Annotated in this window: 22 protein-coding genes and 1 pseudogene; 12 read left to right on the forward strand and 11 right to left on the reverse strand. The window is 69.0% G+C overall.

Annotation, left to right across the window (positions count from 1 at the left end; all coding sequences use genetic code 11):
• Nucleotides 1–358: 358 nt before the first annotated feature.
• Nucleotides 359–1,423 (forward strand): FCD domain-containing protein, encoded by a 1,065-nt coding sequence (locus ACH4G3_RS37410; RefSeq protein ID WP_397628643.1) that lies wholly within the window; start codon nt 359–361, stop codon nt 1,421–1,423.
• Nucleotides 1,424–1,442: 19 nt separating this feature from the next.
• Here ACH4G3_RS37410 and ACH4G3_RS37415 read toward each other — a convergent pair whose 3' ends face one another.
• Entirely contained in the window at nt 1,443–1,946 is a 504-nt protein-coding gene (locus tag ACH4G3_RS37415) for a cupin domain-containing protein (protein ID WP_397628644.1), read from the reverse strand.
• 67 nt (nt 1,947–2,013) lie between these two features.
• Entirely contained in the window at nt 2,014–2,736 is a 723-nt protein-coding gene (locus ACH4G3_RS37420) for a polysaccharide deacetylase family protein (RefSeq protein ID WP_397628645.1), read from the reverse strand.
• A gap of 432 nt (nt 2,737–3,168) precedes the next feature.
• Here ACH4G3_RS37420 and ACH4G3_RS37425 point away from each other — a divergent pair, with 432 nt between their 5' ends.
• The 5 genes and pseudogenes from ACH4G3_RS37425 to ACH4G3_RS37445 all read left to right on the forward strand — a co-directional run.
• On the forward strand, nt 3,169–3,705 hold the full coding sequence (locus ACH4G3_RS37425) for a quercetin 2,3-dioxygenase (RefSeq protein WP_397628646.1): 537 nt from the start codon (nt 3,169–3,171) through the stop codon (nt 3,703–3,705).
• 163 nt (nt 3,706–3,868) lie between these two features.
• Nucleotides 3,869–5,248: an MFS transporter gene (locus tag ACH4G3_RS37430; RefSeq protein ID WP_397628647.1), complete on the forward strand. Its 1,380-nt coding sequence runs from the start codon at nt 3,869–3,871 to the stop codon at nt 5,246–5,248.
• A 377-nt stretch (nt 5,249–5,625) separates the two neighbouring features.
• The gene (locus tag ACH4G3_RS37435; protein ID WP_397628648.1) at nt 5,626–6,732 is read left to right on the forward strand and encodes an LLM class flavin-dependent oxidoreductase; all 1,107 of its coding nucleotides are present in this window, start codon (nt 5,626–5,628) and stop codon (nt 6,730–6,732) included.
• 89 nt (nt 6,733–6,821) lie between these two features.
• Nucleotides 6,822–7,016, forward strand: coding sequence for a hypothetical protein (locus tag ACH4G3_RS37440; protein ID WP_397628649.1), 195 nt, complete (start codon nt 6,822–6,824; stop codon nt 7,014–7,016).
• Between the two features lie 229 nt (nt 7,017–7,245).
• Nucleotides 7,246–7,866 (forward strand): annotated as a pseudogene (locus ACH4G3_RS37445) (SpoIIE family protein phosphatase); the annotation flags it as partial.
• A gap of 326 nt (nt 7,867–8,192) precedes the next feature.
• Here the strand turns inward: ACH4G3_RS37445 and ACH4G3_RS37450 are convergent.
• The 4 genes from ACH4G3_RS37450 to ACH4G3_RS37465 form a co-directional block, all read right to left on the reverse strand.
• On the reverse strand, nt 8,193–8,867 hold the full coding sequence (locus ACH4G3_RS37450; RefSeq protein WP_397628650.1) for an LLM class flavin-dependent oxidoreductase: 675 nt from the start codon (nt 8,865–8,867) through the stop codon (nt 8,193–8,195).
• Between the two features lie 151 nt (nt 8,868–9,018).
• A complete protein-coding gene (locus ACH4G3_RS37455) occupies nt 9,019–9,390 on the reverse strand; it encodes a DoxX family protein (protein ID WP_397628651.1) in 372 nt (123 codons plus the stop codon).
• A 91-nt stretch (nt 9,391–9,481) separates the two neighbouring features.
• On the reverse strand, nt 9,482–10,165 hold the full coding sequence (locus ACH4G3_RS37460; protein ID WP_397628652.1) for an SDR family NAD(P)-dependent oxidoreductase: 684 nt from the start codon (nt 10,163–10,165) through the stop codon (nt 9,482–9,484).
• Nucleotides 10,166–10,209: 44 nt separating this feature from the next.
• Nucleotides 10,210–11,154: an NADP-dependent oxidoreductase gene (locus ACH4G3_RS37465; RefSeq protein ID WP_397628653.1), complete on the reverse strand. Its 945-nt coding sequence runs from the start codon at nt 11,152–11,154 to the stop codon at nt 10,210–10,212.
• 142 nt (nt 11,155–11,296) lie between these two features.
• Here ACH4G3_RS37465 and ACH4G3_RS37470 point away from each other — a divergent pair, with 142 nt between their 5' ends.
• A complete protein-coding gene (locus tag ACH4G3_RS37470; RefSeq protein ID WP_397628654.1) occupies nt 11,297–11,995 on the forward strand; it encodes a TetR/AcrR family transcriptional regulator in 699 nt (232 codons plus the stop codon).
• A gap of 1,236 nt (nt 11,996–13,231) precedes the next feature.
• On the opposite strand, the gene ACH4G3_RS37475 is transcribed toward ACH4G3_RS37470, so the two are convergent.
• Genes ACH4G3_RS37475 through ACH4G3_RS37485 form a run of 3 tightly spaced genes read right to left on the reverse strand, consistent with a single transcriptional unit; the run spans nt 13,232 to nt 18,933 of the window.
• On the reverse strand, nt 13,232–15,499 hold the full coding sequence (locus ACH4G3_RS37475; protein ID WP_397628655.1) for a glycoside hydrolase family 3 C-terminal domain-containing protein: 2,268 nt from the start codon (nt 15,497–15,499) through the stop codon (nt 13,232–13,234).
• Nucleotides 15,500–15,526: 27 nt separating this feature from the next.
• Nucleotides 15,527–18,160 carry a family 78 glycoside hydrolase catalytic domain gene (locus ACH4G3_RS37480; RefSeq protein ID WP_397628656.1) on the reverse strand — a complete coding sequence of 878 codons (2,634 nt, stop codon included), beginning with the start codon at nt 18,158–18,160 and terminating at the stop codon, nt 15,527–15,529.
• Nucleotides 18,157–18,933: an alpha/beta hydrolase family protein gene (locus ACH4G3_RS37485; RefSeq protein WP_397628657.1), complete on the reverse strand. Its 777-nt coding sequence runs from the start codon at nt 18,931–18,933 to the stop codon at nt 18,157–18,159. The genes ACH4G3_RS37480 and ACH4G3_RS37485 overlap by 4 nt, the downstream gene beginning before the upstream one ends.
• Before the next feature lie 249 nt (nt 18,934–19,182).
• Here ACH4G3_RS37485 and ACH4G3_RS37490 point away from each other — a divergent pair, with 249 nt between their 5' ends.
• From ACH4G3_RS37490 to ACH4G3_RS37510, 5 genes are all read left to right on the forward strand, one after another.
• Nucleotides 19,183–20,190, forward strand: a complete 1,008-nt coding sequence (locus ACH4G3_RS37490; RefSeq protein ID WP_397628658.1) for a LacI family DNA-binding transcriptional regulator — start codon at nt 19,183–19,185, stop codon at nt 20,188–20,190.
• 335 nt (nt 20,191–20,525) lie between these two features.
• Nucleotides 20,526–22,085: an ABC transporter substrate-binding protein gene (locus ACH4G3_RS37495; RefSeq protein WP_397628659.1), complete on the forward strand. Its 1,560-nt coding sequence runs from the start codon at nt 20,526–20,528 to the stop codon at nt 22,083–22,085.
• 9 nt (nt 22,086–22,094) lie between these two features.
• A complete protein-coding gene (locus ACH4G3_RS37500) occupies nt 22,095–23,036 on the forward strand; it encodes an ABC transporter permease (protein ID WP_397628660.1) in 942 nt (313 codons plus the stop codon).
• The gene (locus tag ACH4G3_RS37505) at nt 23,033–24,853 is read left to right on the forward strand and encodes a dipeptide/oligopeptide/nickel ABC transporter permease/ATP-binding protein (protein WP_397628661.1); all 1,821 of its coding nucleotides are present in this window, start codon (nt 23,033–23,035) and stop codon (nt 24,851–24,853) included. The genes ACH4G3_RS37500 and ACH4G3_RS37505 overlap by 4 nt, the downstream gene beginning before the upstream one ends.
• Nucleotides 24,850–25,686 carry an ABC transporter ATP-binding protein gene (locus ACH4G3_RS37510; protein WP_397628662.1) on the forward strand — a complete coding sequence of 279 codons (837 nt, stop codon included), beginning with the start codon at nt 24,850–24,852 and terminating at the stop codon, nt 25,684–25,686. Before ACH4G3_RS37505 ends, ACH4G3_RS37510 begins: the two co-directional genes overlap by 4 nt.
• A gap of 52 nt (nt 25,687–25,738) precedes the next feature.
• Here the strand turns inward: ACH4G3_RS37510 and ACH4G3_RS37515 are convergent, their stop codons facing one another.
• Entirely contained in the window at nt 25,739–25,960 is a 222-nt protein-coding gene (locus ACH4G3_RS37515; protein ID WP_397628663.1) for a helix-turn-helix domain-containing protein, read from the reverse strand.
• Nucleotides 25,960–26,451 (reverse strand): DUF2975 domain-containing protein, encoded by a 492-nt coding sequence (locus ACH4G3_RS37520; RefSeq protein WP_397628664.1) that lies wholly within the window; start codon nt 26,449–26,451, stop codon nt 25,960–25,962. Before ACH4G3_RS37520 ends, ACH4G3_RS37515 begins: the two co-directional genes overlap by 1 nt.
• Between the last annotated feature and the right edge of the window lie 141 nt (nt 26,452–26,592).

Below are 26,592 nucleotides of genomic sequence, written 5' to 3' on the forward strand. Positions count from 1 at the left end.
TGCGGCCCCCGCGGCAGTCCATGGACATCACTTTGACCGCGCGGCGCGTTACTCGGAGTCAGCACCAACGACCGGTGCGCGCATGCGGGAGGGAACTCGGAGGCCGGGGAAGACTGGGGGCCGATCACTGCTTCGCCCAGGGCGCGCGGCGGTGGGGTCGGCCGAGTGATCACAGTTTTTCGGCCTTGGGCGAGATGAGGCCGGGTGGCTGGCCCTGGCACGAAGGGAAGCGTCGAGCGCTATGGCGACGGCTGGGGCATCTGCTGGAGCGCGCCATGGCACCGGCGCCGTGATCGCCGGTTCCGACTGCGCCGGCCTCCTGAGCGGCTGCCCGAAGCTGACCGGAACCATGGAGTGTATGCGCTTGCAAGCATCCATCTCGGGAGGCGATGCTCTTGCGGGCCCGAGGTGTATGCTGCCGCATATGTTTACGGGGAAGGGCAGCGCAGGACGTGATCTGGACAGTGCACGGCTGAGGGCGTGGGAGGTGGTCCGGGACGCCAGCGCCCAGGTCGTGCGTAGTCTGTCCCGTGATCTCGAAGAGACCGCCGGGATCCCGCTGGAGTGGTACTCCGTGATCACCAGGCTGACAGAGGCCGGCGGCACCCTTCCCCAGAACGAACTGCTGCGACGCTCGCGGTTCAGTCAGAGCGGCGTCAGCAGGCTGGCCAAGAGGATGGAGGAGGAAGGGCTGGTCGAGCGCCGTCCCTCGGAGCGCGATCGACGGAACTTGGACGTCGTACTGACCGAGCACGGACAGGACGTCTACTTCAGGGTGCTGTCGGTACACCACTCCTCCGTCCAGAAGCACTTCGGCATGCGTCTCACCGACGAGGAGGCTGCCGCGTTGACCACCTTGATGCGCAAGGTGCTCGACGAGCCGGGAGCCGAGGGAGCCGAGGAAACGGCCGCCGAAAACCTTGAGCAGTTCCTGCCGTTCGGGGAAACCGTGCTTGCGGTCACGTCCGAATCGACGTCCCTGCGCGACATCGCGGCCACCCGGGAGGCCCTCGAACTTCCCCTGCTTCTCGACGCGGCCCGGCACGCGAGGCCGTCCGTCCTGAACGACCTCCGCGCACGCGTCCTGAGCATGTCGCGACTGATCGACGAGCCGGAGGAGTTCTTCCGAGCCGGCTGGGAACTGCACCGGCAGATCGCGTCCTGCTGCCAGAACGACGTCCTGCGGACGCTCTACCTCAACCTGCTCGACGCGATCGCATCGCACGTGAAACGCGTCGTGCCGACGCACAACCTCCGGCAGTACCTCTACGAGCGTCTCGCCGTCCACGCCCGCATCGTCGACGCGGTGGCTAGCGGAGAACCCGAACTGATCGAAGCGGCAGCGCGAGCCCATGACTACATCCCCTCTCGGCTGTACGAGGCGATGGCGTACGCCGACGACCGAGTCCCGCTCGACTCCTAGCGAGCGCGTCGCCCCAAGGTCACTGGTCTCCGAAGAGTTTCTCGTCACCGAGCTCAAGCATCAGCGTGACGCGCGTCGAGTCATTGAGGGCACGCGTGACGTGCCCCTTCCCCGTGGTGTCCTCCACGAGGATGATCTGTCCGGGCAGTACGATGCGCCGCTCTCCCGTGCTGACTTCCAACTCGACTCCGCCGGAGAGTGGCACGATCAGTTGGCGTCGCGGTGCGTTGTGCGGTGTCGTGGGCGGAGCCTCCTCCTCCACGCGCCGCCAGATCACATTGCGCACCGGTATCCTCTCCGACCACCAGGCGACAGACGTCGACACATCGGAACGACGGTGACCCCCCGGCATCCGGATGTCCTCGAGATGGCTCTCACCTGCGGCGTCGCTGTACACGCGGAGAATCACCGGCTGGAGAGCTCCGTCCCTGACGCCATCCTCCGTCCCCCAGCCGACACCGTCACGCTGTGCACCAAGGGGCTCAGCACCGCTTCGAGTGTTGTCCGGGCTTCCTTCTTCCATGTTTCGCTCTCCTCAATGACATCGTTTCGCCGTTCGGCGCCTGTCCACCCTGTTGCCGACAGCCGTCTCAGATGAGTGCTGCCAGCTGCCCTGCGCTCAGAACGTCGATGCGAGGGTGCTCGATGGCGTGCTCCAGTACGCGACGGAGCGCCGCCATGCGCTCTACGTCGACCCCGGTCACGAACGGATGGACGATCAGCGTGACCAACCCGCCGCGTTCCGCGGCAGCTTCGAGCAGCCCCATCCAGTCTTCGGCCACTTGACCGGGCTTCTGGGCGCCGTCGGGCCGCATCTCGTACTGCCAGAAGTCGATCATGTCCCAGGTCCACGGAACGCCCACGAGTCCGCCCGGCAGCAGCATGATCTCGGGAGTGGTGCCCGGCATGCCGGTGCCGGCGTCGATGCTGCTGTCGATCCGGTACCCGAGCTCGCTCAGCACTTCGAGCGTGCGGCCGCCGCGGTAACCGCCGGGTGCGCGGAACGCCACGGGAGTGAAGCCCGCAAGTCGCAGCGCTGCCGTGCCGTCCCACAGCAGCTGTTCACGGGCCCGGTCGTCAAGGTCTTCCGCCCAGCGTTCGTGCACCCAACCGTGCAGCCCGATCTCATGTCCCGCCGAGGCGATCCGCTCGATCACCTCGGGGTGGTGCAGCGCGTTCCATCCCTCGACGAAGAAGGTCGCCCGCAGACGTAGCTCCGCAAACAGCTTGAGGAAGGCCGGCACGCCGCGGCGGAGTCCGGGCTCGTCTGCGTCCGGGCGAGCCGCACAACCTCGGCCGACGGTGAGTGCCATGCCGAGATTGTCGACGGTCAGGCAGAGCGTGCCCCGTCGGGTAGAGACAGCTGACATGCAGGTCCTCCTTGCCCTCTTGCTGGCGATCGGGTGCCGGAAGCCCGTTTCAGGGAGATCACTGCCGCACGTCCGGCAGGTGTCCGGTCAGTGACCGCGCATGACGCCTCGGTGGCGTGCGAACGATAGCACTAGTACATGCAAGGTGGTAGCTATCGCGGCTATTGTATGCGGCCGCATGCATTGGTAGCTTCCTCACGGCGGCGCTCCATGGCGGCGTCCCCGGCCGCGTCTCGTGTGCGACGACGCCAACCCTCCAGGCGCACCAGGCCACCCCTGAGTTGCCCGGGCGGGACCACTTCTGCTTGCTGCGCAGTCCCAGTGCAGGAAAGCCACGCGCCGACGAAACCGTAAGAGCATTGCTAGGAGTCATCAGTGACGGATGAAGGAACGCGTATCCCCGGATACGTTTCGCTCGACAAAGTCGGTAATGGAGCTCCCTATGTACTCAGGGCCGGGGAGGGTGAGCACATCGCTGTCCGCAGCAGTCTCCGTACTCTGCTCACCCGCCGGGAAGACACCGAAGGCCACATGGGCCTGACGTACTGCGAAGGTGACACGGCACCGCCCACGCCTCCCCATTACCACCACGACACGACCGAGGGTGTCTACGTCCTGAGTGGGGTTCTCCGCGTCTGGCAGGACGACAGGAAAGGCAACCGCATAGTCACCGATCTCCACCCCGGTGACTTCGGGTTGCTGCCGACCGGCTGGGCCCACTCGTGGGCGTTCGCCGCCCCCAAGACCCGCTTCATCGCGTTCTACGCACCTGGTGGTTTTGAGGGAACCCTCCACTACCTCGATCCTCATGGGGCCCCCACCGCTGAACAGTTGGGTGAAACAGAGAAGCGCTTCGACGTGGTCTGGATGCCCGACTACCCCCTCATCCAGGAATCCGAGAAGACCGGCTGACAACTGGAAACGGCCGGGTAAGGGCGCTGAACTGCTAAATCTTCAGCCCCACGGAACAACGAAATCTTCGGCAGGCCCATGGTTGCCCCGTCGGGGCAACCGTGCAGCACTGCACTCTTGACCCGGGCATCGGGTCGCCCTCTTCACGAAAGCGGAACAAGCCATGTCCCTGTCGCACGCCAATGACGACGCGCGCACAAAAGCGCGGGATGCTCGTCGAGTTGTCCTGGCAACGTTCATCGGTACCACGCTCGAGTGGTACGACTTCTTCGTCTACGCGCTCTGCGCGGTTCTGGTGTTCGGTCCGCTGTACTTCCCCACCGGCGACCCGGTGGTGGGGCAGCTCGGGGCTATGGCGACGTTCACGGTGGGATTCGTGGCACGTCCGCTCGGAGGCGTCATCGCCGGTCACTTCGGTGACCGCATCGGCCGGAAACGAATGCTCGTCGTGACGCTTGTGATCATGGGAATCTCGACCGTCTGTGTGGGTCTGGTGCCGACCTACGCCCAGATCGGGGTGTGGGCTCCGGCTCTGCTGGTGGCCCTGCGCATCGTCCAGGGCCTGGCCATGGGCGGCGAGTGGGGCGGTGCCGTCTCGATGGCCATCGAGCACGCGCCGCCGAACCGAAGAGCTCTCTACGCGTCCGCGCCGGCCGTCGGTCCCGCGTTCGCACTCGTGCTGTCCAACCTCGTCCTGATCGGACTGGAGGCTGCCACCGGGGACGCCTTCACCGTCTGGGGCTGGCGGATCGCCTTCATCAGCAGCGTGGTCCTCATCGTGATCGGTCTGGTGGCCCGTCGGAAGCTGAGCGAAAGTCCTCTGTTCGAGGCGTCGGTCGCCCAGGAACCGGAGGCGGTGCCCGTGCTGGAGGTGCTGCGCTCGCACGGCGGCACGCTGCTCAAGACCCTGATCGTCGCCGGTGTGCCGGGGATCTCCACCTACATAGTCCAGACGTACTCGCTGACTTACGGCACGAGTGCCGTCGGCTACAGCCGTTCCTCGCTGCTGTGGATCGCCATGACGTGCGGTGTGGTCGCCATCCCGGCCGTGATCTATTTCGCCCGCCTCGCCGACCGCTTCGGCCTCCGGCCGGTGCTCGTGACAGGGGCCGTCATGCAGGGGCTCACGGCACTGCTCCTGTTCCCCCTGTTCGACTCCGGCAACCTCATGCTCGCCACGCTCGGGGGTGTGCTGGTGGTCACCTCCAGCTGCCTCTCCTTCAGCTGCATACCGGCGCTACTGACGGAGAACTTCCCGCCGAAGATCCGATACACGGGCATCTCGCTCGCATACCAGCTCGGTTCCATCGTGGGCGGTGGGCTCGCACCCATCATCGCCACGGCCATCTTCACCGAGAGCGGGAAGTCGTGGCTCATCGGGACTTACATGGCGGCGGCGAACGTCGTGGCTCTGGGCTGTCTGATGCTGCTGCGCAAGAGGCCGGCATGGCAGGTGAAGGCCGAAGAGAAGACCGCAAGTGCGGCGCCCGCCCAGGGCGACGGCCGCAACCTCGTGGGCGACGTACCTGCCGCCGGTGCCTGACCCTGACCAGCGCCGACACTGACCGCGCACGGCTGCGGCTGACGGACGAACTGGCGCCCGTCAGCCGCAGCGGCAGCGGCAGCGCGGAAAGCCTGCTGGCGGCTTGAGTTCGGCAGGACCAAGTACTCCTCCGTCGAGGTGCCGACGAGACCGACCGGTTCACCCCGATGCTGACTGCGATGCCGCAAAGGATGTGGAAGCACACATGGTGACCACTGAACAGAATGACTCGCCCTACGACGTGATCGTGGTCGGTGGTGGTCCGACCGGCTCTGTCGCTGCGACCGAGCTGCGGTCGTATCCGTTGTCGCCGAGCAAAATATCCGGCGCTTACATGGTCGGGACATCCCTTCACCAAGTTGCGCAAAGGAGACGTAATGGATGCCGGTCTTGTGCTTATGAGCTATCACGGTTCATGGGATGACGCTGCCTATGCCGAGAAGCGCGGCTTTGCGAGTGTGGGTTTCGTCGACTCACCCCTCATCGCCGGTGACCCGTTCGTGGCTATGGCACTGACCGCCGAACGCACATCGACCCTTCGGATCGGGACGATGCTCGCCATTCCCAGCAATCGCATCGCCTCCGCTTGTGCCACCGCCATCGCGGCGATCAATCGGCTCGCCCCCGGCCGGGCGTTCCTCGGCCTCGGCACGGGCAACACGGGCCGCGCGATCCTGGGGCTGAAGTCGCTGCCCGTCAGTCGTCTCGCGGAGTACATCGCCTCGTGCCGCGCTTTGCTCGACGGCGAGGAGGCCACCCACCGGGCGGGCGACACCTCGCAGTGGGTGCGGATGGCGCATACCCCCGAGGATCGCTACGTCCACCGCGACGATGTCCCGATCTATGTCGCAGCCGACGGCCCACGGGCGCGCGGTGTGGCATACGAGCTCGGCAACGGATGGATCATGGGACTTCAGGGCTGCAACGCGATGGTGAACGCGCCGGAGGTGCTCGGAGCGTCTCTGGCGGCGGCGAGAGCAGCGGCGGCTGCGGCCGGCAAGGGTCCCGATGACTTCTACACGTTGTGTTCGCTGGGGCTGTGCGTCCTTGAGGAGGGGGAATCCCCGATGTCGCCGCGCGCACTCGAACGGGTCGGCCCAGTCGCGATGCTGCCGTTCCATGCGTATGCCGACAACCCGGCTCTAGGTGCACACCTTCCTTCCCCGATACGCGACCGCCTGGACATCTATGAGCGCAGGGTGCTGTCCCGCCTCGACGTCCCCCGTGACCGGCTGTACCAGGAGACGCACCGGGGTCACCTTTCGCATCTGCTCCCCGGCGAGGAGGACGTGCTGACCGAGGAGATCATCCGCATGACGACCCTGACGGGCACGGCGCGCGAGATTGCCGACGTCCTGCGAGCGCTCCAAGCAGCAGAGCTTCGGAACGTCACGCTCAACCCGCCGCCGCACCTGGCGCGTGAGGCGGTCCAGGAGTACGCCGAGAAGATCGCGCCGCTGCTCGACGCAGGAGGCCGAGTTTAGTCACACCCAAGCAGCCGCAGACGGCTGCGACGAGCGCATCCACTCGCGGCGGAGCCGTTCTTGGTGCGTCGCCACCGAGCTGCCTGGCCATGATCGGCTCGGCATGGTTCACCTCGGGGGAGGGGCAGGCGATGGCCGACATGGTGGCGGCCGGACCGCTCGACCTGAGCCCGCCGGAACACGTCGTCCATCCCCTGGAACGCGTCAACGAGGCCATCAGCGGCACGGCGCGGCGCAACGGCTGGTTCAGCAACCTCATCGTGAGTCCCCTCGCGACCGCGTAGCGGCTCTGCAGAGTCCGGTCGGGGAGGCGATGTGTCGGCTCAATCCGCTGAGCGTGCGGGCCATGCCGGGGCGGCGACGCCGACGCGGCTGTCGCTGCTGGCGTCTGCGGCCGCAGGACTCCCCGGCGACCAAGCCGTGCTGCTGGCCCTGCAGCAGGCGACCGCAGGTCTGGGAGGACTCGGCGGCGTGGCACACCGTCGCGACCCCGGATCCGGAACACTGAGGCTCATGGCGGCCAGCGGGCTCGCCCCTGCGGCCACCGAGGCATGGGCCGGTCTCCCGGAGGACGGTGACAGCGCGCCTGCCCGCGCCGTCCGGGGTGTCTCCGAGGTCTGGCTGACCGGGGATGTCGCCGGGGTCGGGGCATCAGGTACGGCATCCGTGCCGCTGCCCGGCCCCGACGGGCCGGTGGGCGCGCTGTCGGTGTTCAGCGTGGCATCCGCGGCACCGGACCCCGACCAGTGGTCCCTGCTCCGGTCGGTGGCGGCATGGGCCGCCGAGCACCTGGACACACCGGCATCCGACGGCACCTACGTGCCGCACGGGCCGTTCCTCCGTACGCTGCGCGGCCTGCGCGTCGGCTTCGTGACGGTCGACGACGACTGGCGGGTCACCTTCGCCAACGAGGAGGCCGAGCGCCTGCTTGCCGCCGGACGGGTACAGCCCGGAACCGTGTTCTGGGACTTCCCCGCCACCCGCGCCCACGGCCTTGAGGCCCAGTGCCGACGGGCAGCCGCTGAGGGCCGGCCGGTCGGCTTCGACGTGCGCTGGCCGCCCGACCAGCGGCTCTACGACGTCCGGCTCGACCCCGTGCCGGGCAGCGGGCTGGCGGTCTCGTTCCTCGACGTGACCGACCGTCGGCTGGGGCAGGGCGCGGGCTCGGCGGAGGAAAGGGCGATGGCCGCGCGCACCGCCCGGATGGGCGTGCTGACCGTGGCCCTCGCCGAGGCCGTGACGTCGCAAGACGTGGTCCGGGCGGTCGCGGAGCATGTCCTGCCGGCGTTCGGCGCGGACGGACTGGTGGTGCCACCCCGTGAATCCGGCGCGCCGGGTACACGGACGAGGGAGGCCGAGGCCTCCACCTGGTTGCCGCCCTCTCCCGGCGCTGGGGCACCCGCTTCTTCGGAGACGGCAAGTGCATCTGGACCGAGCAGGACCTGCCGCCGGAATCCTGATCAGCCGTATCTCTGATGAACCGCACCAGAAACTGCTGGTCGTCCTCCATGCACGCGGATGTCCCGCTGAGCGGGCGTTGACGCGGCAAGGTTGTGGAGAGGCAGTCCTTCACCCACGGCCACCCGCGTCCCTCTTGGACACGCCCTTATGAACACAAAGACGTCGTCGCGTGCGCCCTGGGAGGTGCGGCCGACGTAGAAGTGGCCGGATCTGCCGAGCCGCAGCCGGTCGGCGGGGTGGCCGGCCGCTGTGCCGACCGCGCGGTAGTGCTCGACGAGGGGGCGGACACTTCGGATGTCCCCGCCGATGAGGCCGAGCGCCATGGGCAGGCCGAGGCGTCCGGCGCGTTCCACGCTGGAGGGGTTGCCGCTCACGCCGAGGCACAGCGGCAACTGCGGCTGCTGGGGCGGGGGCTGGACGGACAGGCCGTCCATGGCCGGGCGGAACCGCCCGCGCCAGGTGACGTGTTCGGGGTTCTCACGGATGGCGAGCAGCAGCCGCAGCTTCTCCGCGAACACGTCGTCGTAGTCCTCGAAGTCCACGCCGAACAGGCGGAACGCCTCGACGAACGCACTGCGCCCCGCGATGATCTCGGTGCGGCCGTCGCTGATCAGGTCGAGGGAGGCGAAGTCCTGGTGCAGCCGGACCGGATCGGCGGTGGACAGCACCGACACGGCCCTGTGGTGGGGTCGGTCTGCAGGTCGGACAGGGAGAGGATGCCCAGTTCCACGGTCGTCTCCGATAGGCGGACAGGGGTTGGGAAACAGCGGCCCGACCGGCGTGGTCGCGGGCCGGGCCGCTGTGAAGGGGCGGGGGGCCGGGTGGTCAGAAGGAGTGGGGCCCGAACCGGCCCCACATGATGACCGCGGCGACGATGAGCAGGATCGCGTTGAACCCGATGGCCTGCGGCTCCTTGCGGCGGGCGTGGACGCCCATGGCCAGGACCATGATCAAAGCCAGGCCGGTGGCGGCCAGCGGGGTGAGCGTGGTGGCGATGTCGAAAGCACCCGGCAGGATCAGCCCGAGGGCGCCGGCGAGTTCGGCGACGCCGATCAGACGTACCACGGGGGTCGAGACGTCACTGACCCACGGCAGCTGGGATATGAGCTTTTCGCGGGGCTGGGTGGCCTTGGTGACGCCGGCGGCCGCGAACAGCGCGGCGAGGACGCCCTGCAGGATCCACAGGAACACGTTCATCGGAGCGGAAACCTTCGTCTTCGCGGCGGGGATCGCCGCGGCGGATGTGGATTGAGCGGATCAGGATTCAACGGGGGAGAGCTGGGAGGCGTCAGCCGGTGAAGACGCGCTCGACTTCGTCGCGTTGGGTGTGCAGGTCCCAGTAGAGAGGGGCGATGTCCTCGGCCTCGCCGGTCGGGATTTCGGGAGGGCCGCCCGCGCCGATCCACACGCCGATGGCGACGTGCGCGGCCTGGATACCGGTGCCGGCCAGCTCCTTGTGCAGGTTGAGCACCCAGTTGCGCAGCGCCGCCTGGGCGGGGTTGACGTTGCCGAGCATTGGGATGGGGTCGACAGAGCCGGCGCCGTTGGTGAAGAGCAGGGTGCCCGCGCCGGCCTCACGCATCGCGGGCAGGACGGCCTGGGTGGCGGTGATGGCGCTGTGGAGCAGGAAGTCGATCCATCCCTGCACATCGGAGGGGCTGGTCTGGGACGGGGAGGTGAGGGTCATGGAGCTTATGGAGCCGTTGCCCGGAGAGGGGGAGTGCTCCAGGACGTCGATGCCGCCGAAGCGGGTGGCGGCGTCCTTGAGGGCCTGGGTCAGCGCATCGTGGTCGAGCACGTCCGCCGGGAACGCCGCGGCGGTGATGCCCTCGGCGGTGAGCCGGCCGACGAGGTCGTCGAGCTTGGCGCGGTTGCGGGCGATGAGAGCGACGTCGTAGCCGCGCGAGCCGAAGGTGCGGGCAATGGCGAGGCCCATTCCGGGGCCGGCTCCGACAATGGCGATGCTGGGCATGGTGATAGTCCTTTCGTGGGGGAAGCGTCTGGGATACGGACTGGTCAGGCGACGGTGATCGCGATCTTGCCGAGGGTGCCGCGGCCGAACGCGGCGAATGCCTCGGGGGCACGCTCCAGGTCGAATTCGGAGTTCACCGGCACCTTGAGGGCGCCGGTGGCGACCTGCCCGGCGAGGGTGGACAGGGTGCCGGCGGTCGGGTTGGACCGGAGCACGGCGGTCTGCAGCTTGCGGTCCTCCGAGGCCTCGGGGACTGGGGTGAGGGTGAGGGCGGAGGCGACGGCGCCGCCGTCGCGGGTGAGCGCAGTGAGCTCGGCCAGGTCGCCGGCGAGGTGCAGCACCGCGTCCACGCCGTCCGGGGCGATCGCCCGGACCTGTGCGGTCACGTCCTGGGTGTAGTCGATGACGGTCACCTCGGCGTCGGTCAGCGTCGAGACGAAGTCGCTTTCGGAACCCGGCTTGGCCGTGGCGATCACCCTCGCGCCCCGGGCCGCGGCCAGCTGCACGGCGATGGCACCCACGCCGCCGGTGGCACCGGAGATCAGCACCGTCCTGCCCTCCAGCGGGCCGAGCAGGGCGAGACCGTCAAAGGCGGCGGTGCCCGCCAGCCCGAGCGCGCCGGCGTCACGCACGGAGACTCCGTCGGGCCGGTGGGCGATGCCGACAGCAGTCGAAACGGCGACGTACTGCGCCATCGAACCGGTACCCAGGTACGCCTTGGCGTCCACGCCGAACACGGCGTCGCCGACCGCGAAACCCTCGACCCCCTCACCGACTGCCTCGACGGTGCCGGCGAAGTCCTTGCCGGGGATCAGCGGGAAGCGGTGCTCCATCATGCTCTGCAGGTATCCGGCCGCCGTGCCCAGGTCGAACCCGTTCACCGAGGAGGCGGCCACCTTCACCAGCACCTCACCGGCCTCCGGGCGGGGCACCTCCACCTCGGTCACCTCGGGGCTGCCGGGTACCTGCGCCAATGTCACAGCGCGCACTGATCATCAACTCCTTGGCATCGGTTCGCTCGATTCGGAAAGGGGAATCCGATTCGTGATTCGGAAAGGGCTGTCCGGTTCCGTGATGTCCACGATAACACTGAAAGTGGACGGGGCATTCCGATTCGGTAGGCTGAGTGTCATGACCCTTGGCTCCCAATCCAGCGATGACCGTGCCGCGCAGCCTCTCCGCAGCGACGCCGAGCGCAACCGCGCGCGGATACTCGCCGCCGCGCGCACGGTGTTCAGGCGTGACGGCCTGCATGCCTCCATGGCTTCCGTGGCCCGCGAGGCGGGGGTGGGCATCGCCACTCTGTTCCGCCGGTTCGCGACAAAGGAGGAACTGGTAGCCGCGGTCTTCGCCGACCGTATGGACGCCTACGTCGACGCGGTCGGCGTCGCCCTCGACGACCCCGATCCCTGGCGCGGTCTCGCGGGGTTCATCGAAACCGGCTGCGCGATGCAGGCCGCCGATTACGGCTTCGCCGACGTGCTGACCATGACCTTCCCCACAGCCAAGGCTCTGGAGGAGCGCCGAGGCCAGGCGTACGAGGGCGTCGTCCAGCTCATCGGCCGCGCCAAGGCCGCAGGACGTCTGCGGGAGGACTTCACCCCCGAGGACCTGGTGCTGGTGTACATGGCCAATGCCGGCGTCGTCAACGCCACCGGCGACACTGCTCCCGACGCCTGGAAACGCGTCGTCGCCCTGATGCTCCAGTCCTTCGAAGCCCCCGCCCGCGGCCCTCTGCCCGACTCGCCCGAGCCCCGCGCCCTCTACAGGGCCATGCTCCGGGCCAGTCAGGCGTGCTCTGCCTCGCCGGAACCCGTGAGGAAGGACTGAAAGGTCACGTGCGGCCGGATGCGCATCAGTGGCTCGGTCCGGTGGCCGGCACCGTCGGTCCGAGGCGCCCAGGCCGACAGCTAAGGCATCCATGAAGCTTACGGGATGACTGGCAGCGCAGGTACGACTGATCTTCCGGGAGGATGATGACGCCGCCCGCCGGCCTCGCGCTGCTCGGTTACCGCTTGAGCTGAGGCAGCAGCTGTCTTGCTGTGATGTCAGGGCCTCTCGCTGGGGTACCGCAGCATCGCCTGCTCGGGAGCACGGCCCGTGACGATACGGCTGGATCGGCGAAACGCATGTACGCGGCGGTGGCCGCGGAGCTCGGGATCACCGGGGAGGCGCTGCGCACGTGGGTCGGCAAGGAGAACACCGGTCAACAGGCGCCGGTCACGCGAAATGGCAGCGGGCCAGAGAGCCCAACCGAAGAGCCGGCCCAGCTGCGGGACGAGAACGCCCGGATGCTCAGGGGCGAGAAGGAGTCATCACAGTGCGGGGCAGAGTCAGCCGCTGCGGGCACGGACCGTGCGCTGAGTGCCCTGGCGTTTCTCTTCCACTTCCGTAGAGGTCATTCGTACATGCGTGGGTGCCTCCTTGTCGGGCGCGGTGCGCGTGAGGGGCGCACCCGTAGGGGGAGTTCTGGAGGTGCGCCCTTGGGGCTACGACAGCGGCTGCCGACGGCAGGTCCGCGGGAAGGAGGGCATCCCCTTCAAGTTGGCGACGACCGCGGTCGACAAGCCCGACGGGTTGGGCGCCGGGCCCTGTTCCCGGTGATCGGGGAGAAGACGCTGCGCGGCCAAGGTCCGCACCACCCTGCGCTCCTCGTACAGCTCGCACTACCGGCAGATGCTGCCTCCGCTGCTGAACACGCTGGCTTCAGGTGCAACAACACCGCCTACCGGCCGGTGATGGACGCGATGAAGCTACTACTACCGCCTGCCGCCGAGGCTGAAGAACATCGGCAGCATCCGCCTGAACCTCGAGCCATCCCCGGCTGATCGGAATGTCCGGGAGTGGCCAGGCGGCAGCCGCGTTCTCGCCGAGACGTCGATGCTCGCCCTGCACCTGCTCCAGTCCGCGCTCGTGCACGTCAACACCCTGCTGGCTCTTTGTCGGGCCGGTCAGGGCGCCGTCCTTGCCGTAGTGGAGCACGGTGTTATGAGAGCGGCCGGCTGTGTGTCAGGGCACAGCGGGCCGCGGTCGTGGGGACCGGTTGGCGAGACCGGACGTCGTGGATCAGGCGTCGGGGGCGGAGGGCGCTTCGCTCATCTCCATCAGCTTCTCCAGCAGCTCCTGCGGAAGCTGTCTGGGAAGGAACCCGAGGAACTGACGCATCGCCATGGACGACAGCAGGCGCAGTGCGTCGGCGTTGCCTTCCGAGGCGGCGGTTGCCTCCTCCTCGCTCAGTCCTGACGTCATTGCGGCGGTCAAAGCAGGACCGACGGCCGGGTGGCCGAACCAGTGGCCGATGGATGAGTCGAGGGTGAGCGGCTGGATGAGCTTGTCCCCGGGCAGCTCGAGAGTGGCGGTGGCGAGGATGTCGTGCGCGTTGTCGGCGAGCTGCACCTGGTACTGGCCGGGCGCGACGGTCCAGTCGTGGCGGGTGATGTCCCAGTAGGCGAAGGCACGGCGGTCGAGGGCGATCTCGACGGTGGTGGTCTCGCCCGGTGCGAGAGCCACCTTGGTGAAGCCGCGAAGTTCCCGCGCCGGGCTGCTGACAGGTCGCCGGGGCGCGGTCACGTAGATCTGCACCACGTGCTTGCCGAACCGGTCACCGGTGTTGGTCACCGTGACGCTGACCGTGGCGGTGTCCGGTCCATCGGCGGTGACACGGAAGTCGGTCCGGTCGAAGGTGGTGTAGCTCAGGCCGTGGCCGAACGGGTAGCGGACGGCCACGTCGGCGGTCTCGTAGTACCGATAGCCGACCATGACGCCCTCGCCGTATCGAACATGGCCCTGCTCTCCTGGGAAGTTCAGGAAGGACGGGGTGTCCGCCAGCCGACGCGGGACGGTCTCGGCCAGTCGGCCGGAAGGGTTGACGCGGCCGGTGAGTACGTCGGCGACGGCACCACCGCCGGCCTGGCCCGGCAGCCACGCCTCGACCACCGCGTCCACCTCGTCATGCCAGCCCTCCATGGTGACCACTCCGCCGTTGAGCAGTACGACGACTGTGCGGCGGGCGGCCCGCGTCACGGCCCGGACCAGCCCCACCTGATCCCGCGGCAGCAGGAGGTGCTCCCTGTCGTACCCCTCGGACTCGTCTGACTCGCGCAGCCCGAGTACAAGTACGGCTGTGTCGGCCTGCGCGGCCAGCGCGACGGCCTCCTCGTGCAGTTGCGCAGCATCGGAGCGGCCGGTGGTGTCGTAGCCTCGGGCGAAGTCGACCTGGGCGTCGGGCAGCAGAGCGCACAGTTCGTCCACCGGGCTGTCGACACGCGTGGCGTTGACATGGGAGCTGCCGCCGCCCTGGTAGCGCACGGCGGCGGCGAACTCGCCGATGACGGCGACCCGGCCGGCCGGAGCCAGCGGCAGTGTCCGGTTCTCGTTCTTCAGCAGGACCAGGCAGTCGGCGGCGACCTCACGGGCCAGCCGGTGGTGCGCCTCGAAGTCCACCGGGGGCGGGCTCGCCTCGGCACGAACCCGCCCGGCCAGGGCACGGAGCCGCGCGACGGCGGTGTCTACCACGGCTTCTTCCAGCTCACCGCAGCGCACTGCCGCGGCGACCTCTGCGTCGGTGCCGCGGCTGTTGCCGGGCATCTCCAGGTCGGTGCCGGCCAGCAGCGCGGCGACGCGATCGCCCACGGCTCCCCAGTCGGAGACGACCAGGCCATCGAAGCCCCACTCCGCGCGCAGCACCTGGGTGAGCAGCCAGCAGTTCTCGGCGGCGTAGGTGCCGTTGATCTTGTTGTAGGCGCACATGACGGTCGCCGGGCGTGCCTGCTTCACGATCCGCTCGAACGCCGGGAAGTAGATCTCCCGCAGGGTGCGCTCGTCCACGTCGGCGCTGACCCGCATCCGGTCGGTCTCCTGGTTGTTGGCCGCGAAGTGCTTGACCGAGGCGCCTACGCCCTGGCTCTGTACACCTGTCACGTGTGCTGTGCCCAGTACGCCGCTGAGGAGCGGGTCTTCGGAGAAGTACTCGAAGTTGCGGCCGCACAGCGGCGAGCGCTTGATGTTGACGCCCGGGCCGAGCAGTACGTCCACACCCAGAGCCCGGGCCTCACGGCCGAGTGCCTCTCCTACCCGACCGACCAGGTCCGGATCCCAACTGGACGCCAGCGCGACCGCGGGAGGAAAGCAGGTCGCCGGCTCGCTCTCGTACAGGCTGAGGTTCTCGGCCTCCTGGCGCTGGCGGCGGACGCCGTGCGGGCCGTCGCTCAGCACGAGCGACGGGGTCCCCGCTCCTGCGGAGGACTTGGTGGACCAGAAATCCTGGCCCGACAGGAGCGCTGTCTTCTCGTCGAGGCTCGGCTCAGGGGTGCCGTCGTCGTGGCTGGTTGCCATGGTGCGCGTTTCCTTGGGGGTACGGGGCTAGGAGCCGGAGTGAAGGAGCAGGTGGTGATCCCCGGATCCGAGTCGGCCGACTTCGCTGGTGCAGCACCAGGCTTCGGGCGCGCTGAACCGTCCGGTCGTGCCCGGTGGCAGCGTGACGTCCACGGTCAAGGCTGTGCCGCTGATCGACCAGGCGACGGACGCCGTGCCGTACGGGGTGGCGATCGAGGCGCGGGCAGAGGTGAGCGTGCCTCCGGGGCGGGGGGCGATCTCGAGGGTGCGGTAGCCGGGAGCGGTGGGGCGTAGTCCGGCGACGGACTGGTAGAGCCAGGTGGCGACGGCACCGTAGGCGTAGTGGTTGAACGACAGCATCGTCCCGGCCTTCTCGGTGTCGATGGTGCCGTCGGGGCGGATGGCGTCCCACCGCTCCCACATGGTGGTGGCGCCTCGGGCGACCTGGTAGAGCCAGCCGGGGCATTCAGTGTTGAGCAGGAGTTGATACGCCTCGGCGGTGTGGCCGGTGGTGGTGAGGGCGGGCAGCACGAAGGGGGTGCCGAGGAAGCCGGTGGCGATGCGCCCGCCGTTCGCGCGCACCAGGGCGGCGAGAGCATCGCCGACCGCAGCGCGCTCGGCGTCAGGGGCGATGCCGAACTGGAGGGCGAGCGCGCAGCCGGTCTGGGTGGTGCGTGCGTGGTGGCCCCACTTGCGCCAGGCGGCCTCGGCGGTACGGCGGTGCAGGGCCGCGTACCGTTCGGCGCCGTCGGCGTGGCCCAGCTCGCGGGCCGTGTCGGCGAGCAGGCGGGCGCTGTGCGCGACGAAGGCGGTGGCGACGTAGGCGGAGTCGGTGGTGGCGCGCGCCGGGTCCTCCGGCGGCGCGGACGGGTCGAGCCAGTCGCCGAGTTGCGCGTTGGCGGTCCAGGTTCCGTCCTCGTCCAGGTGAGCGACGGTGAACTCGACCCACGCGCGCATCGCCGCATAGTGGCGGGCGAGCAGATTGCGGTGGCCGTAGGCGTCGAAGAGAGCGGCCGGTACGACGGTGGCGGCGTCGCCCCAGCCCGCGGCACTACCGGCGAACGGCAGGTCGGTCGGCAACTCGCCGAGGTCCACGTCGGGAATCACCAACGGGACGGCGCCGTCGGGGCGTTGCTCGATGGCGAGGTCGGTGAGCCAGCTGTCGAGGAAGGAACGGCTGTCGAAGGTGGCGCACGCGGTCGGGGCGAAGGCCATGATGTCGCCGGTCCAGCCGAGCCGTTCGTCGCGTTGCGGGCAGTCGGTCGGTACGGCGAGGAAGTTGCCGCGCTGGGAGCGGACGACATTGGCGTAGAGCTGGTTGACGCGTGTGTCCGAGCAGTGGAACTCGCCGATGCGATGCAGGTCGCTGGCCACGACGGCCACCTCGACCTGCTCGATGGTGACCCCTGGGGAGGCTTCGATCTCGGCGTACCGGAAGCCATGGAAGGTGAACTCCGGCTCCAGTTCGGCCGTGTCGCCGGCCAGGGTGTACTGGTCGGTGGCGCGTGCGCCGCGCAGGATGCTGGTCAGCAGGCGTCCGTCGCCGTCGAGAACTTCGGCGTGCCGGACGGTGACCGTGCTTCCCGGCGGGCCGCCGGCACGCAGCCGGAGCCAGCCGGTGATGTTCTCTCCCGCGTCGACGGCGATCGTGCCGCCGGGCAGCGTGTGCTGCTCGGGCCGGATGACCTGGACGACGCGCACGGGTGGATGGGACCGCTGGGTCAGCCCGGCGGGCAGCGGGAGCGTGGCCGCCTGCTCCCAGCCGTGGTCGTCGAAGCCGGGCAGCCGCCAGCCGTGCGGTTCCTGACGGAGGTCGCGTTCGCAGCCGTCGTACAGGTCCGCCGCCCGCAGGTCGCCGTAACCGCCCCGCCACTGGTCGTCGGTGACCACGGTGACGGTGCTGCCGTCGGCCAGGGTGACTTCGAGCTGGGCGAGCAGGGCCGAGGTGTCGCCGTAGACATTGCGGTTCTTGTGCCAGGTGAGGTGGCCTCGGTACCAGCCGTCGCCGACCGCCGCGGACAGCGCGTTCTGTCCAGGGGTGAGCAGGCCCGTGACGTCGTAGGTGGCGTACAGCAGCCGGTTGGAATAGCTGGTCCAGCCCGGTTCCAGCAGGTCGTCGGCGACGGGACGGCCGTTGATCGCGGTGCGGTGGACGCCCAGCGCGGTGACGTACAGGCGCGCGGACACCGGCTCCGCCGGGAGCTCGAACTCCCGGCGGAGCAGCGGCACCGGGCCCGGGGAGGAGCGGCCCGGGTCTGTGAGGAGATGAACGGGGCGGGCCGTCCAGTCCGTGTCGTCGAGCAGCGCGGCCTCCACCCGGGCGGGTTCGCTCCAGCCCGTCCAGCCGAGGTCGGTGCGGACGCGGACGCGCCAGTGACGGACCTCGCGGCTGCGCAGTGGCGCGGCCGGCCACAGGTGATCGACGACCACGTCGGACTCGATCTCCCCGCTGGACACCGCGTCGGCGAAGGAGCGGTCGGCCGACACCTGGATCTCGTAGGCGTGGTGCAGGACGCCGGGCCGGTCGCTCGTCAGCGACCAGGACAGGCGGGGGGCGGGATACGGGGTGGCCACGAGACCGGAGTCGTCCGCGGTGCACAGCCCGGTGACCGTCGTGGTGGCGTCCGTCGTACGGAGCGGCTCGAAACTCGGCGTCGTCATGACTGGAGGTGCCTCCGCAGAAATCGCAGCGTGGACTGGTGCAAGGTGGTGCGGTGCGGGATCGTTCCCCAGGCATGGTCCGCGCCCTCGACGATCCGGAGTTCCGCGTTGCCGTCGTAGTGGTCCAGATAGCGGCGGACGTACTCGACGGGAGCGATGTCGTCCTTGTCGCCGTGCAGGATGCAGACCGGTCCGGTGTACGCGCCGGACCGCCCGTAGACGTCGAGACCGGCGATGTCCTCGACGAGCGCGGGACTCATCCGGTGCCCATCGGCGTCGAAGTAACCCTTCTCCTCGATCTCCGCCGCGAGGCTGCGCCCCTTCAGGTAGCCCCTGCCGATCTCGAACGGTGCGACCGCGGCCGGGGACCACAGGCACAGCGCGCGGATGCCCGGTTCCTCGGCGGCGACGATACCGGCGACCACACCTCCCATGCTCATACCGATCAGGCCGATCCGCTCGGGGTCGACGAAGTCGAAGGCGCGGGCCGCTTCGAGCACCGCCCGGGTTTCGGCGATCTCGCCGGTGATGGTCACGTCGAAGAAGTCGCCGTCGCTCTCGCCGTGGCCCGAGAGGTCGAAGCGGACCGAGGCGATGCCGTTCGCCTCCAGCAGCCGGGACATCGCGACGAAGTCCGGCAGTTCCAGCCGGTTGGAGCTGAAGCCGTGGACGAACACCGCAGTGGGCCAACGGGTTTCGGCCGGCCCTTCGGGGATGTGCAGCGTGGAGCGGAGCGTCAGGCCGTGATGATGGAAGTCGTGATGGCGGATCACGCGGCTGCCTTTCGGGTCGTGTCGGGTGCGGGGATGTTCGGAGATCGGCGTACCGCTGGTGCGTCGCACCTCGTTGAACACCCTCGACGGGATGTCTGATGAGGCGGGCCCGCCCCCGGAGCCAGAGCCACGTTGCGTTACTTACTCGCGCCACTACTTACTCGTGCCACTTAAACGTGTAGGTATTCTGAGCGGGCAACGTAGCCGCAGTCGCGACCTTTGACAAGAGGCCCGTCCGAAGGGGAATCCATGGCAGGGATACCCGGCCGAAGACGCGTGACCAGCACGGATGTCGCGCGGGAGGCCGGCGTCTCCCGCGCGACGGTGAGCTACGTCCTCAACGACACACCCCACCAGAAGATCCCCGAGGCCACGCGGCGGCGTGTGTGGGACGCCGCCGCCCGGCTCGGCTACGCGCCGTCCGCCGCGGCGCGCTCGCTGCGGACGGGACGCTCGCGCATCGTGCTCGGGCTGCTGCCGGACTGGCCGATCGAGCATGTCCTCGGACGACTCGTCCAGCAGCTGACCAACGCCTTCGCCGAACACGAGCTCACCTTTGTCGTGCACTCCCCGGCTTCCTTCGCCCGGCCCCTGCGGGAGGTCTGGAAGGCCCTGACGCCCGCGGCGGTCCTGGCACTGGGCGAGTTCCCCGAGGCCGAGGCCGGCGCCATGCGAGCGGCGGGAGTCGAGGTCGTCACGGCGGTGCACGGCTCGACACGGGACCCGCACCGGCCGCCCCTCGTGGCAGAGGAACCGATCGGCGCGGCGCAGGCCCGCCACCTGGTCACCGCACACCGCCGGCTCGGCTACGCCTACCCGGACCTGGGCAGACTCGGCATCCTCGCCCGGGCGCGGCTGGACGGAGTGCGCAAGGTGTGCGCCGAACTCGGCATTCCCGAACCGGACGTTCGCACTGTCCCCGTCGGTCCGGAGGGTGCCGTGGAGGCGGTACGGGCATGGCTGGACGCCGACCCGCCGGTGACGGGGATCTGCGCCTTCAACGACGAGGTCGCCCTGGCCGTTCTGCTCGCCCTGCGGTCCCTGGGACTGCGGGCCCCGCAGGACCTGGCTGTGATCGGCGTCGACGACATTCCCGGCGCGGCGCTGGCCCAGCCGCCGCTCACCACGATCGTCCGGGACACCGACGCCGTCGCGCGGAGCCTGGCCCGCCGTGTCGTCGACGCCCTCGACGGCAGGCAGGCCGCCGCCGAACCTCTTCAGGACCCGCTCAGGGTTCAGGTCCGGGTGTCCGCCTGACCTGCTCCTCGTGGCAAACCTTCCGCCGACCTCTTGCGCAACGAAGGCGACACAGTTAATTTACCGGCCAACCGACTTAAACGTGTAAGCCACCCTGCAAGCCATGACGTTCCCTTGCCCCATGCGGGACGCAGTGGTCCTGAGGCGGACAACTACCGCCACGTACCGATTCAGTCGCCGGCCCCACACGGCGGATCCTCCCGGAACTCCCCGCATCCGGATGCCCACCAGGGCCCCCGCCCCGTCGGCCCCGCCACGAGCCACCTCAGCCGCCCCGTCCTCCGCCTCCCCCCGTCCCCCTCACCTCCCAGCCTCCCGACCCAACGGAGATCTCGATGAAGAGAGCAACCGTCCTCCACGCCTCGATCGGCGTCGTGACCACGCTCGCGCTGGCCGCCTGCAGCGCCGGCGCCGACAACACCGGCGGCAGCGGCGGTACCGGCCCGGCGAACCTGACCATCGCCCTGAACTCGGCGCCCAACAGCCTGGACCCCGCCCAGGTCGCGGTCGGGCCCTTCCTGAACTACATGGACCCGGCCTACGCCTCGCTGCTGAGCCGCAAGGCCGACGGCACCCTGGGGGCCGGGCTGGCCGACAAGTGGGGTTATGTGGGCAACGGGAACACCAAGTTCCAGCTCAGCCTGCGCAAGGGGGCGAAGTTCGCCGACGGCACGCCGGTCACCGCCGACGACGTCGTCAACTCCATCAAGTACTTCCAGAAGGGCAGCGGACCCGGCGGCGCCTACTACCGTCCCCTGACCTTCTCGGCGCCGGACAGTTCGACCGTGCTGGTCAGCAGCCCGACGCCGAACCCCGACATGGGTGCGCTGTTCACGCCCGAGTTCATGGGCGGCGCCATCATCAGCCCGGCGGGGCTGAAGGACCCGAAGAAGCTGGCCTCCACGACCTTCGGCGCCGGACCGTACGTCCTCAGCGCCCAGCAGTCGGTCTCCGGCGACCACTACGTCTACCTACCGAACAAGAACTTCTACGACCAGTCCGCCATCCATTTCAAGAAGATCACCGTCCGGGTGATGCCGAACGTCAACTCGCAGGCGCAGGCCCTGAAGTCCGGGCAGATCGACCTCATGTACGGCACCCCGGACGTGGCGCCGACCGTCGCGGGCGTCAAGTCGATCACCACGATCAAGACCCCCACCACCTGGGCCGGCCTGTACCTCCTCGACCGCGAAGGCACGGTCGTCGAGGGACTGCGCGATGTGCGGGTCCGCCAGGCGCTGAACTTCGCCCTCGACCGGGCCGCGATCACCAAGGCGGTCTACGGCGACTACGGCAAACCGATCTCCCAGCCGGCGATGCCCGGCTACGACGGCTACAGCCCCGAAGCCGAGAAGACGTACTCGTACGACCCCGCCAAGGCCAAGCAACTGCTGAAGGCAGCGGGATACCAGAAGCTGACCATCCCGGTGAACTACGGATCGTTCGACCCCCTGACGACCAAGATGCTCCAAGCCGTGCAGGACCAGCTCGCCAAGGCAGGAGTGACCCTGAAGCTGAAGGCCGCAGCCAACTTCGGTGGCTGGATCAACGACCTGCTGTCGAAGAAGTACGCGGCCACCGTGCTCTCGCCCGGCCAGGGTGGCGGTGAGAACTTCTACGCGCAGCAGCCGGGCTTCACCAAGACGGGCATCATGAACGTCTTCGGCGTGGGCGACAAGGACGTCGACGCCGCGTTCGCCCGGCTCGCCAAGTCGGACCCCCAGTCCAGTGGCGCGGCGGCGAAGGACCTCACCGAGGTGATCGTGCGCAAGGCGCTCGCCCTTCCGGTGTCCGCGACCGACACGATCGCCATGTACAACACCAAGCTGCGCGGAGTGAAGTTCGGGGTGGGCACCGCCCAGTTGACCTCGAACGTCACCTGGACCTCTCGCTGACGAGGACGGATGTTCCCCATTATTCTCCGCAGGCTGGCGCTGTCCGTCCCGCTCCTGGTGGTCGTCTCGGCGATCACCTCCCTCCTGGAGTCGTTCGTGCCGGGTGACCCGGCACGAACGGTCCTGGGTGTCAACGCGACGAAGGAGCAGTACGACGCGCTCAGAGCCGCGCTCCATCTGGACAAGCCGTTCGCCGAGCAGTACTGGCTGTACCTGCGCGACGTCCTGCACGGCGACTTCGGCAGCTCGCTGTTCAGCGGCGAATCCGTGCTGGGGACGATCGGGCAACGCCTGCCGGTCACCCTGACCCTGGTCATCGGGGCCACCGTGCTGTCGACCCTGGTCGGCGTCCCGCTCGGCGTGTACAGCGCCACCCGCGGCCGGTTCAGCCGCCGCCTGATCGACGTGGTGTCCCTGCTCGGCAGCGCCCTGCCCAACTTCTGGCTCGCGCTGATGCTCGTCTCCCTTTTCGCCGTGAAGTTCCCGATCTTTCCGGCCACCGGGTACACCCCGTTCGCCCAGTCACCGGGGCAATGGGCGACCGGTCTCGTGCTGCCCGTGGTCGCTCTCTCGATCGGGGGTGTCGCCCTGATCTCCAAGATCGCCCGCGATGCGATGCTGTCCACTCTGGGCCGGGACTACATCAGAACGCTGCGCGCCTCCGGCCTCCGGCCCGTGTCCATCGTCTGGAAGCACGCCCTGCGCAGTTGCGGGATGCCGGTGGCGACCGCGATCGGCCTCACGATGATCGCGTACATCCCCGGCACGATTCTCGTCGAGAACATTTTCACGCTGCCCGGGCTGGGGACGACGGTCGTGGACGCGACCAACCAGCACGATCTGCCGGTCGTGCAGGGCGTCGCCATCACCTTCACGGTGCTGGTGATCCTCATCAACCTTCTCGTCGACGTTCTCTACAGCCTCCTGAACCCGAAGGTGCGTGTGGCATGACCGCTGCAGCTCCGCCCGTGCGTGTGCCGTCACGGAAGTGGACCAACCCCTTCGCCGCGATCTGGCGCCGTCCGCTCACCGCGGCCGCGCTCGTCGTGGTCCTGGCGGTCACCGTCGCCGTGATCCTCGCCCCCCTGCTGGCACCGCACCCGCCGCTGGCGCAGGACCTGCTCCACGCGCGCAGCGGCCCGTCGGCCGGCCACCCGCTGGGCACCGACGACCTCGGCCGCGACGTGCTGAGCCGCTTGCTCTACGGCGGGCGGCCCGCCCTGCTGGGGGTCGCTGTCGCCGTGAGCGTCTACATGGTCCTGGGCATGTCCCTCGGCATCCTCGCCGGCTATCTGCGCGGCTGGACCGACCGGGTCATCGTGGCCGTCATGGACGTCATGCTCTCCGTCCCCGTGGTCATCCTGATGCTCGCCGTCCTGGCGATCTTCAGCCAGAGCAACATCGCCGCCATGTTCACGCTCGGCGTGCTCTCCTCCGCGGGCCTCGCCCGTGTCATCCGCAGCTCGTGCATCGCGCTGCGGGAGGAACTGTTCGTGGACGCCGCCCGAGTCTCCGGGCTCAGCTCCGCGCGGATCATGGCACGGCACATCTTCCCCGGCCTGGTGGGGCTGTTGCTGGTCCAGGTGTGCCTCTTCTCGGGGATCGCCCTCATGGTGCAGACCGGCCTCGGGTTCCTCGGCCTGGCCACCCCGGCGCCGGCTCCCAGCTGGGGCGGCATGGTCGGAGAGGCCGCGCAGGTCATGCAGCAGACGCCGTACCTGCTGCTCGTCTCCGGCGGCCTCATCGGCCTCATGTCCGTCGCCTTCGGGCTGCTCGGCGACGGGTTGCGCGACCTCGACCAGGACCGGAAGCGGGGGGCCGGCGGCGGCCGGTCGCGACGGCCGGTTCCGGTGGCGGTCGAAAAGCACCAGGCCGGGACGCCGGACACCAAGCACCCTGTCGGGACGCGCGTTCCCAAGGGCACCGCCATGACGCCGGACACACCGCAGGACCCGGGTGTGCTCGCCGTGCGCGACTACTCCATCGCCTTCGCCACCGCGCACGGGCCGCGTACCGTCGTCGACTCCGTCAGCTTCACGGTGAACTCCGGCGAGATCTTCGGTCTCGTGGGCGAGTCCGGGAGCGGAAAGACGGTGACGGGCCTGTCGTTGCTCGGGCTGCTCGCCCCGGGCGGCAGGGTGACCAGCGGCTCGGCCTGGCTGGCCGGGACCCGGATCACCGGTCTGCCGGAGCGGGAACTGCAGCGCATCCGCGGCCGTGAGATCGCTCTGGTGTCGCAGGAACCGATGGTGGCGCTCGACCCCTACTTCACCATCGGCTCGCAGTTGGGCGAGGTCATCCGCCGCACCGGCACCGTGCCGGGCGGCAAGGAGGCCGTACGGCAACGGATCCGCGAGCTGCTGACCAGCGTCCACCTGCGCGATCCGGACGACATCGCGCGCCGGCACCCGCACGAGTTGTCCGGTGGCATGCTCCAGCGGGTCGCCATCGCCATGGCGCTGGCCAGCTCGCCGAAGGTCCTGATCGCCGACGAGCCCACCACGGCACTGGACGTCACGGTGCAGGCGGGCATCCTCGATCTGCTCAGGACGCTGCGCGATGAACGCGGCATGGCGATCATCCTCATCACACACGACCTGGGCGTGGTGGCCGATACCTGCGACCGCGCGATCGTGATGGAGAAGGGCCGGATCGTGGAAGAGGGCTCGGTCGAGGACATCTTCTATCGGCCCGAGCACCCGTACACCAGGAAGCTCATCGAAAGCACCCCCAGCATCGTGGGGACGACCGAGGGCAGGATCGCGTGACCGGAACACCCGTACTCCAAATCGACGGCCTCGCGGTCCGCTACCCGTCCCGCGGCCTGCGCAAGCCCCCGACCACGGTCATCGAGAACGTGTCGTTCGAGGTCGGACAGGCCGAGACGGTCGCCCTCGTGGGCGAATCCGGCTCGGGCAAGACCACCATCGGCAGGGCCGTGCTGGGACTGACCCCGGTCAGCGGCGGGCGCGTGCTGCTCGACGGGCGGGACATCACCCGTCTCACGGGGCGTGCCCGCCGCGCCCTGTCCACCGATCTCCAGGCGATCTTCCAGAACCCGTACGGATCACTCAACCCGGCGCTGCCCGTGGGCCGGACGCTGGCCGAACCCCTGCTCGCCGGTTCTACCCGCTCACCTCGCGAGGTCCGCGCCCACATCGCCGATCTGCTCCGCCGAGTCGGCCTGCCCGAGGACGCGGCCGACCGGTACCCGGCCCAGTTCAGCGGAGGTCAGCGCCAGCGCATCGCCATCGGCCGGGCGGTGGCCCGGCAACCGAAGATCATCATCTGTGACGAGCCGACCAGCGCCCTCGACGTCACCACCCAGGCCGCCGCCCTGGACCTCCTCGCCGAGCTGCAGCACACCCTCGGCTGTGCGTACCTGTTCATCACTCACGACCTCGCCGTCGTCAAGCAGTTCGCGGCGCGGACCCTGGTGCTGCAGCACGGGCGCATCGTCGAAGAGGGGCCCAGCGTCGACGTATGCGGCAAGCCACAGCACGAGTACACCCGGCGCCTGGTGGCCGCCGCGCCCGTCCCGGACCCGGTCCTGCAGCGCCGCCGCCGTCAGCAGCGTATGGAGGCGGAAACAACCGCTTGATGATCCGGTCGGCCTGACCCCACTGGGAGAACGGGGGTTTGAGGTGGGAAGGTCATCCGCCCGCGGCTACCTCGGCCTCCCAGCGCAGCAGGTCGCCCGGCTGGCACTCGAGCACATCGCAGAGCGCGGCGAGTGTCGTAAAACGTACGGCCTTGGCACGGCCGTTCTTGAGTACCGCCAGGTTGGCGGGCGTGATCCCTACGCGGTCCGCGAGCTCGCCCACGGACATCTTCCGCTTGGCCAGCATCACGTCGATGTCGACGACGATCGGCATCAGATCACCTCGTCCAACTCCGCCTGCATCCGCGACGCTTCGACGTCGCGCGCGACGGCCTGGGCGAGCAGCATCCGCAGGACGAGCACGATGAGCGCGACCCTCAGGATGGCCACGCCCACCCCGGTCATGATGACGGTGACACCGGGGTCGGCCCGCTGGCCCGGCGCGTTGAGGGCCGTGACCCCGAACCACACGAGGGCAGCGGCCACGATCGCGCCGATCAGGATGTCCACGTAGCGGAAGGCCGCGTGGGAGAACACGGTTCCGTGTCGCACCATCGTCACCAGTCGCCATACGCAGACCACGGCGACCTGGGCCGACACCATGCCCAGGATCGTGATCACGCGCAGCTTGGTCAGCGGGAGCGACCCGTCCTCCGGGTCGCTCCCGCTGACCAACGCCCACACCATCCCTGCTTGTACGAACACGGTGCCGGCGAACACCACCACGAGCACGGCGCGCAGCGCACCCACCGTCTGCCTTCCCATACCTCACCCTTCCATCGAATCGCGATGGGAATCTATCGAATTTCAATAGATGGAGCAATGGCTGGGACGAAGGTCCCGTCGGCCGGGCTCATCAAGACGGACCGGCGGTCGGCGATGTGACACGCTCCGGATGCCGTCACC

It is taken from the genome of Streptomyces afghaniensis (assembly GCF_044327915.1).
GTDB classification, from domain to species: domain Bacteria; phylum Actinomycetota; class Actinomycetes; order Streptomycetales; family Streptomycetaceae; genus Streptomyces; species Streptomyces afghaniensis.

Bases quoted from the DNA above. Each gene is read 5' to 3' on its own strand.
- ACH4G3_RS37460 (WP_397628652.1), bottom strand. From the start codon at position 10,165: ATGCCCAGCATCGCCATTGTCGGAGCCGGCCCCGGAATGGGCCTCGCC.
- ACH4G3_RS37420 (WP_397628645.1), bottom strand. From the start codon at position 2,736: ATGGCACTCACCGTCGGCCGAGGTTGTGCGGCTCGCCCGGACGCAGAC.
- ACH4G3_RS37505 (WP_397628661.1), top strand. From the start codon at position 23,033: ATGACCGCTGCAGCTCCGCCCGTGCGTGTGCCGTCACGGAAGTGGACC.
- ACH4G3_RS37435 (WP_397628648.1), top strand. From the start codon at position 5,626: ATGGATGCCGGTCTTGTGCTTATGAGCTATCACGGTTCATGGGATGAC.
- ACH4G3_RS37495 (WP_397628659.1), top strand. From the start codon at position 20,526: ATGAAGAGAGCAACCGTCCTCCACGCCTCGATCGGCGTCGTGACCACG.
- ACH4G3_RS37415 (WP_397628644.1), bottom strand. From the start codon at position 1,946: ATGGAAGAAGGAAGCCCGGACAACACTCGAAGCGGTGCTGAGCCCCTT.
- ACH4G3_RS37480 (WP_397628656.1), bottom strand. From the start codon at position 18,160: ATGACGACGCCGAGTTTCGAGCCGCTCCGTACGACGGACGCCACCACG.
- ACH4G3_RS37500 (WP_397628660.1), top strand. From the start codon at position 22,095: ATGTTCCCCATTATTCTCCGCAGGCTGGCGCTGTCCGTCCCGCTCCTG.
- ACH4G3_RS37475 (WP_397628655.1), bottom strand. From the start codon at position 15,499: ATGGCAACCAGCCACGACGACGGCACCCCTGAGCCGAGCCTCGACGAG.
- ACH4G3_RS37490 (WP_397628658.1), top strand. From the start codon at position 19,183: ATGGCAGGGATACCCGGCCGAAGACGCGTGACCAGCACGGATGTCGCG.
- ACH4G3_RS37430 (WP_397628647.1), top strand. From the start codon at position 3,869: ATGTCCCTGTCGCACGCCAATGACGACGCGCGCACAAAAGCGCGGGAT.
- ACH4G3_RS37410 (WP_397628643.1), top strand. From the start codon at position 359: ATGCGCTTGCAAGCATCCATCTCGGGAGGCGATGCTCTTGCGGGCCCG.
- ACH4G3_RS37470 (WP_397628654.1), top strand. From the start codon at position 11,297: ATGACCCTTGGCTCCCAATCCAGCGATGACCGTGCCGCGCAGCCTCTC.
- ACH4G3_RS37520 (WP_397628664.1), bottom strand. From the start codon at position 26,451: ATGGGAAGGCAGACGGTGGGTGCGCTGCGCGCCGTGCTCGTGGTGGTG.
- ACH4G3_RS37515 (WP_397628663.1), bottom strand. From the start codon at position 25,960: ATGCCGATCGTCGTCGACATCGACGTGATGCTGGCCAAGCGGAAGATG.
- ACH4G3_RS37455 (WP_397628651.1), bottom strand. From the start codon at position 9,390: ATGAACGTGTTCCTGTGGATCCTGCAGGGCGTCCTCGCCGCGCTGTTC.
- ACH4G3_RS37440 (WP_397628649.1), top strand. From the start codon at position 6,822: ATGATCGGCTCGGCATGGTTCACCTCGGGGGAGGGGCAGGCGATGGCC.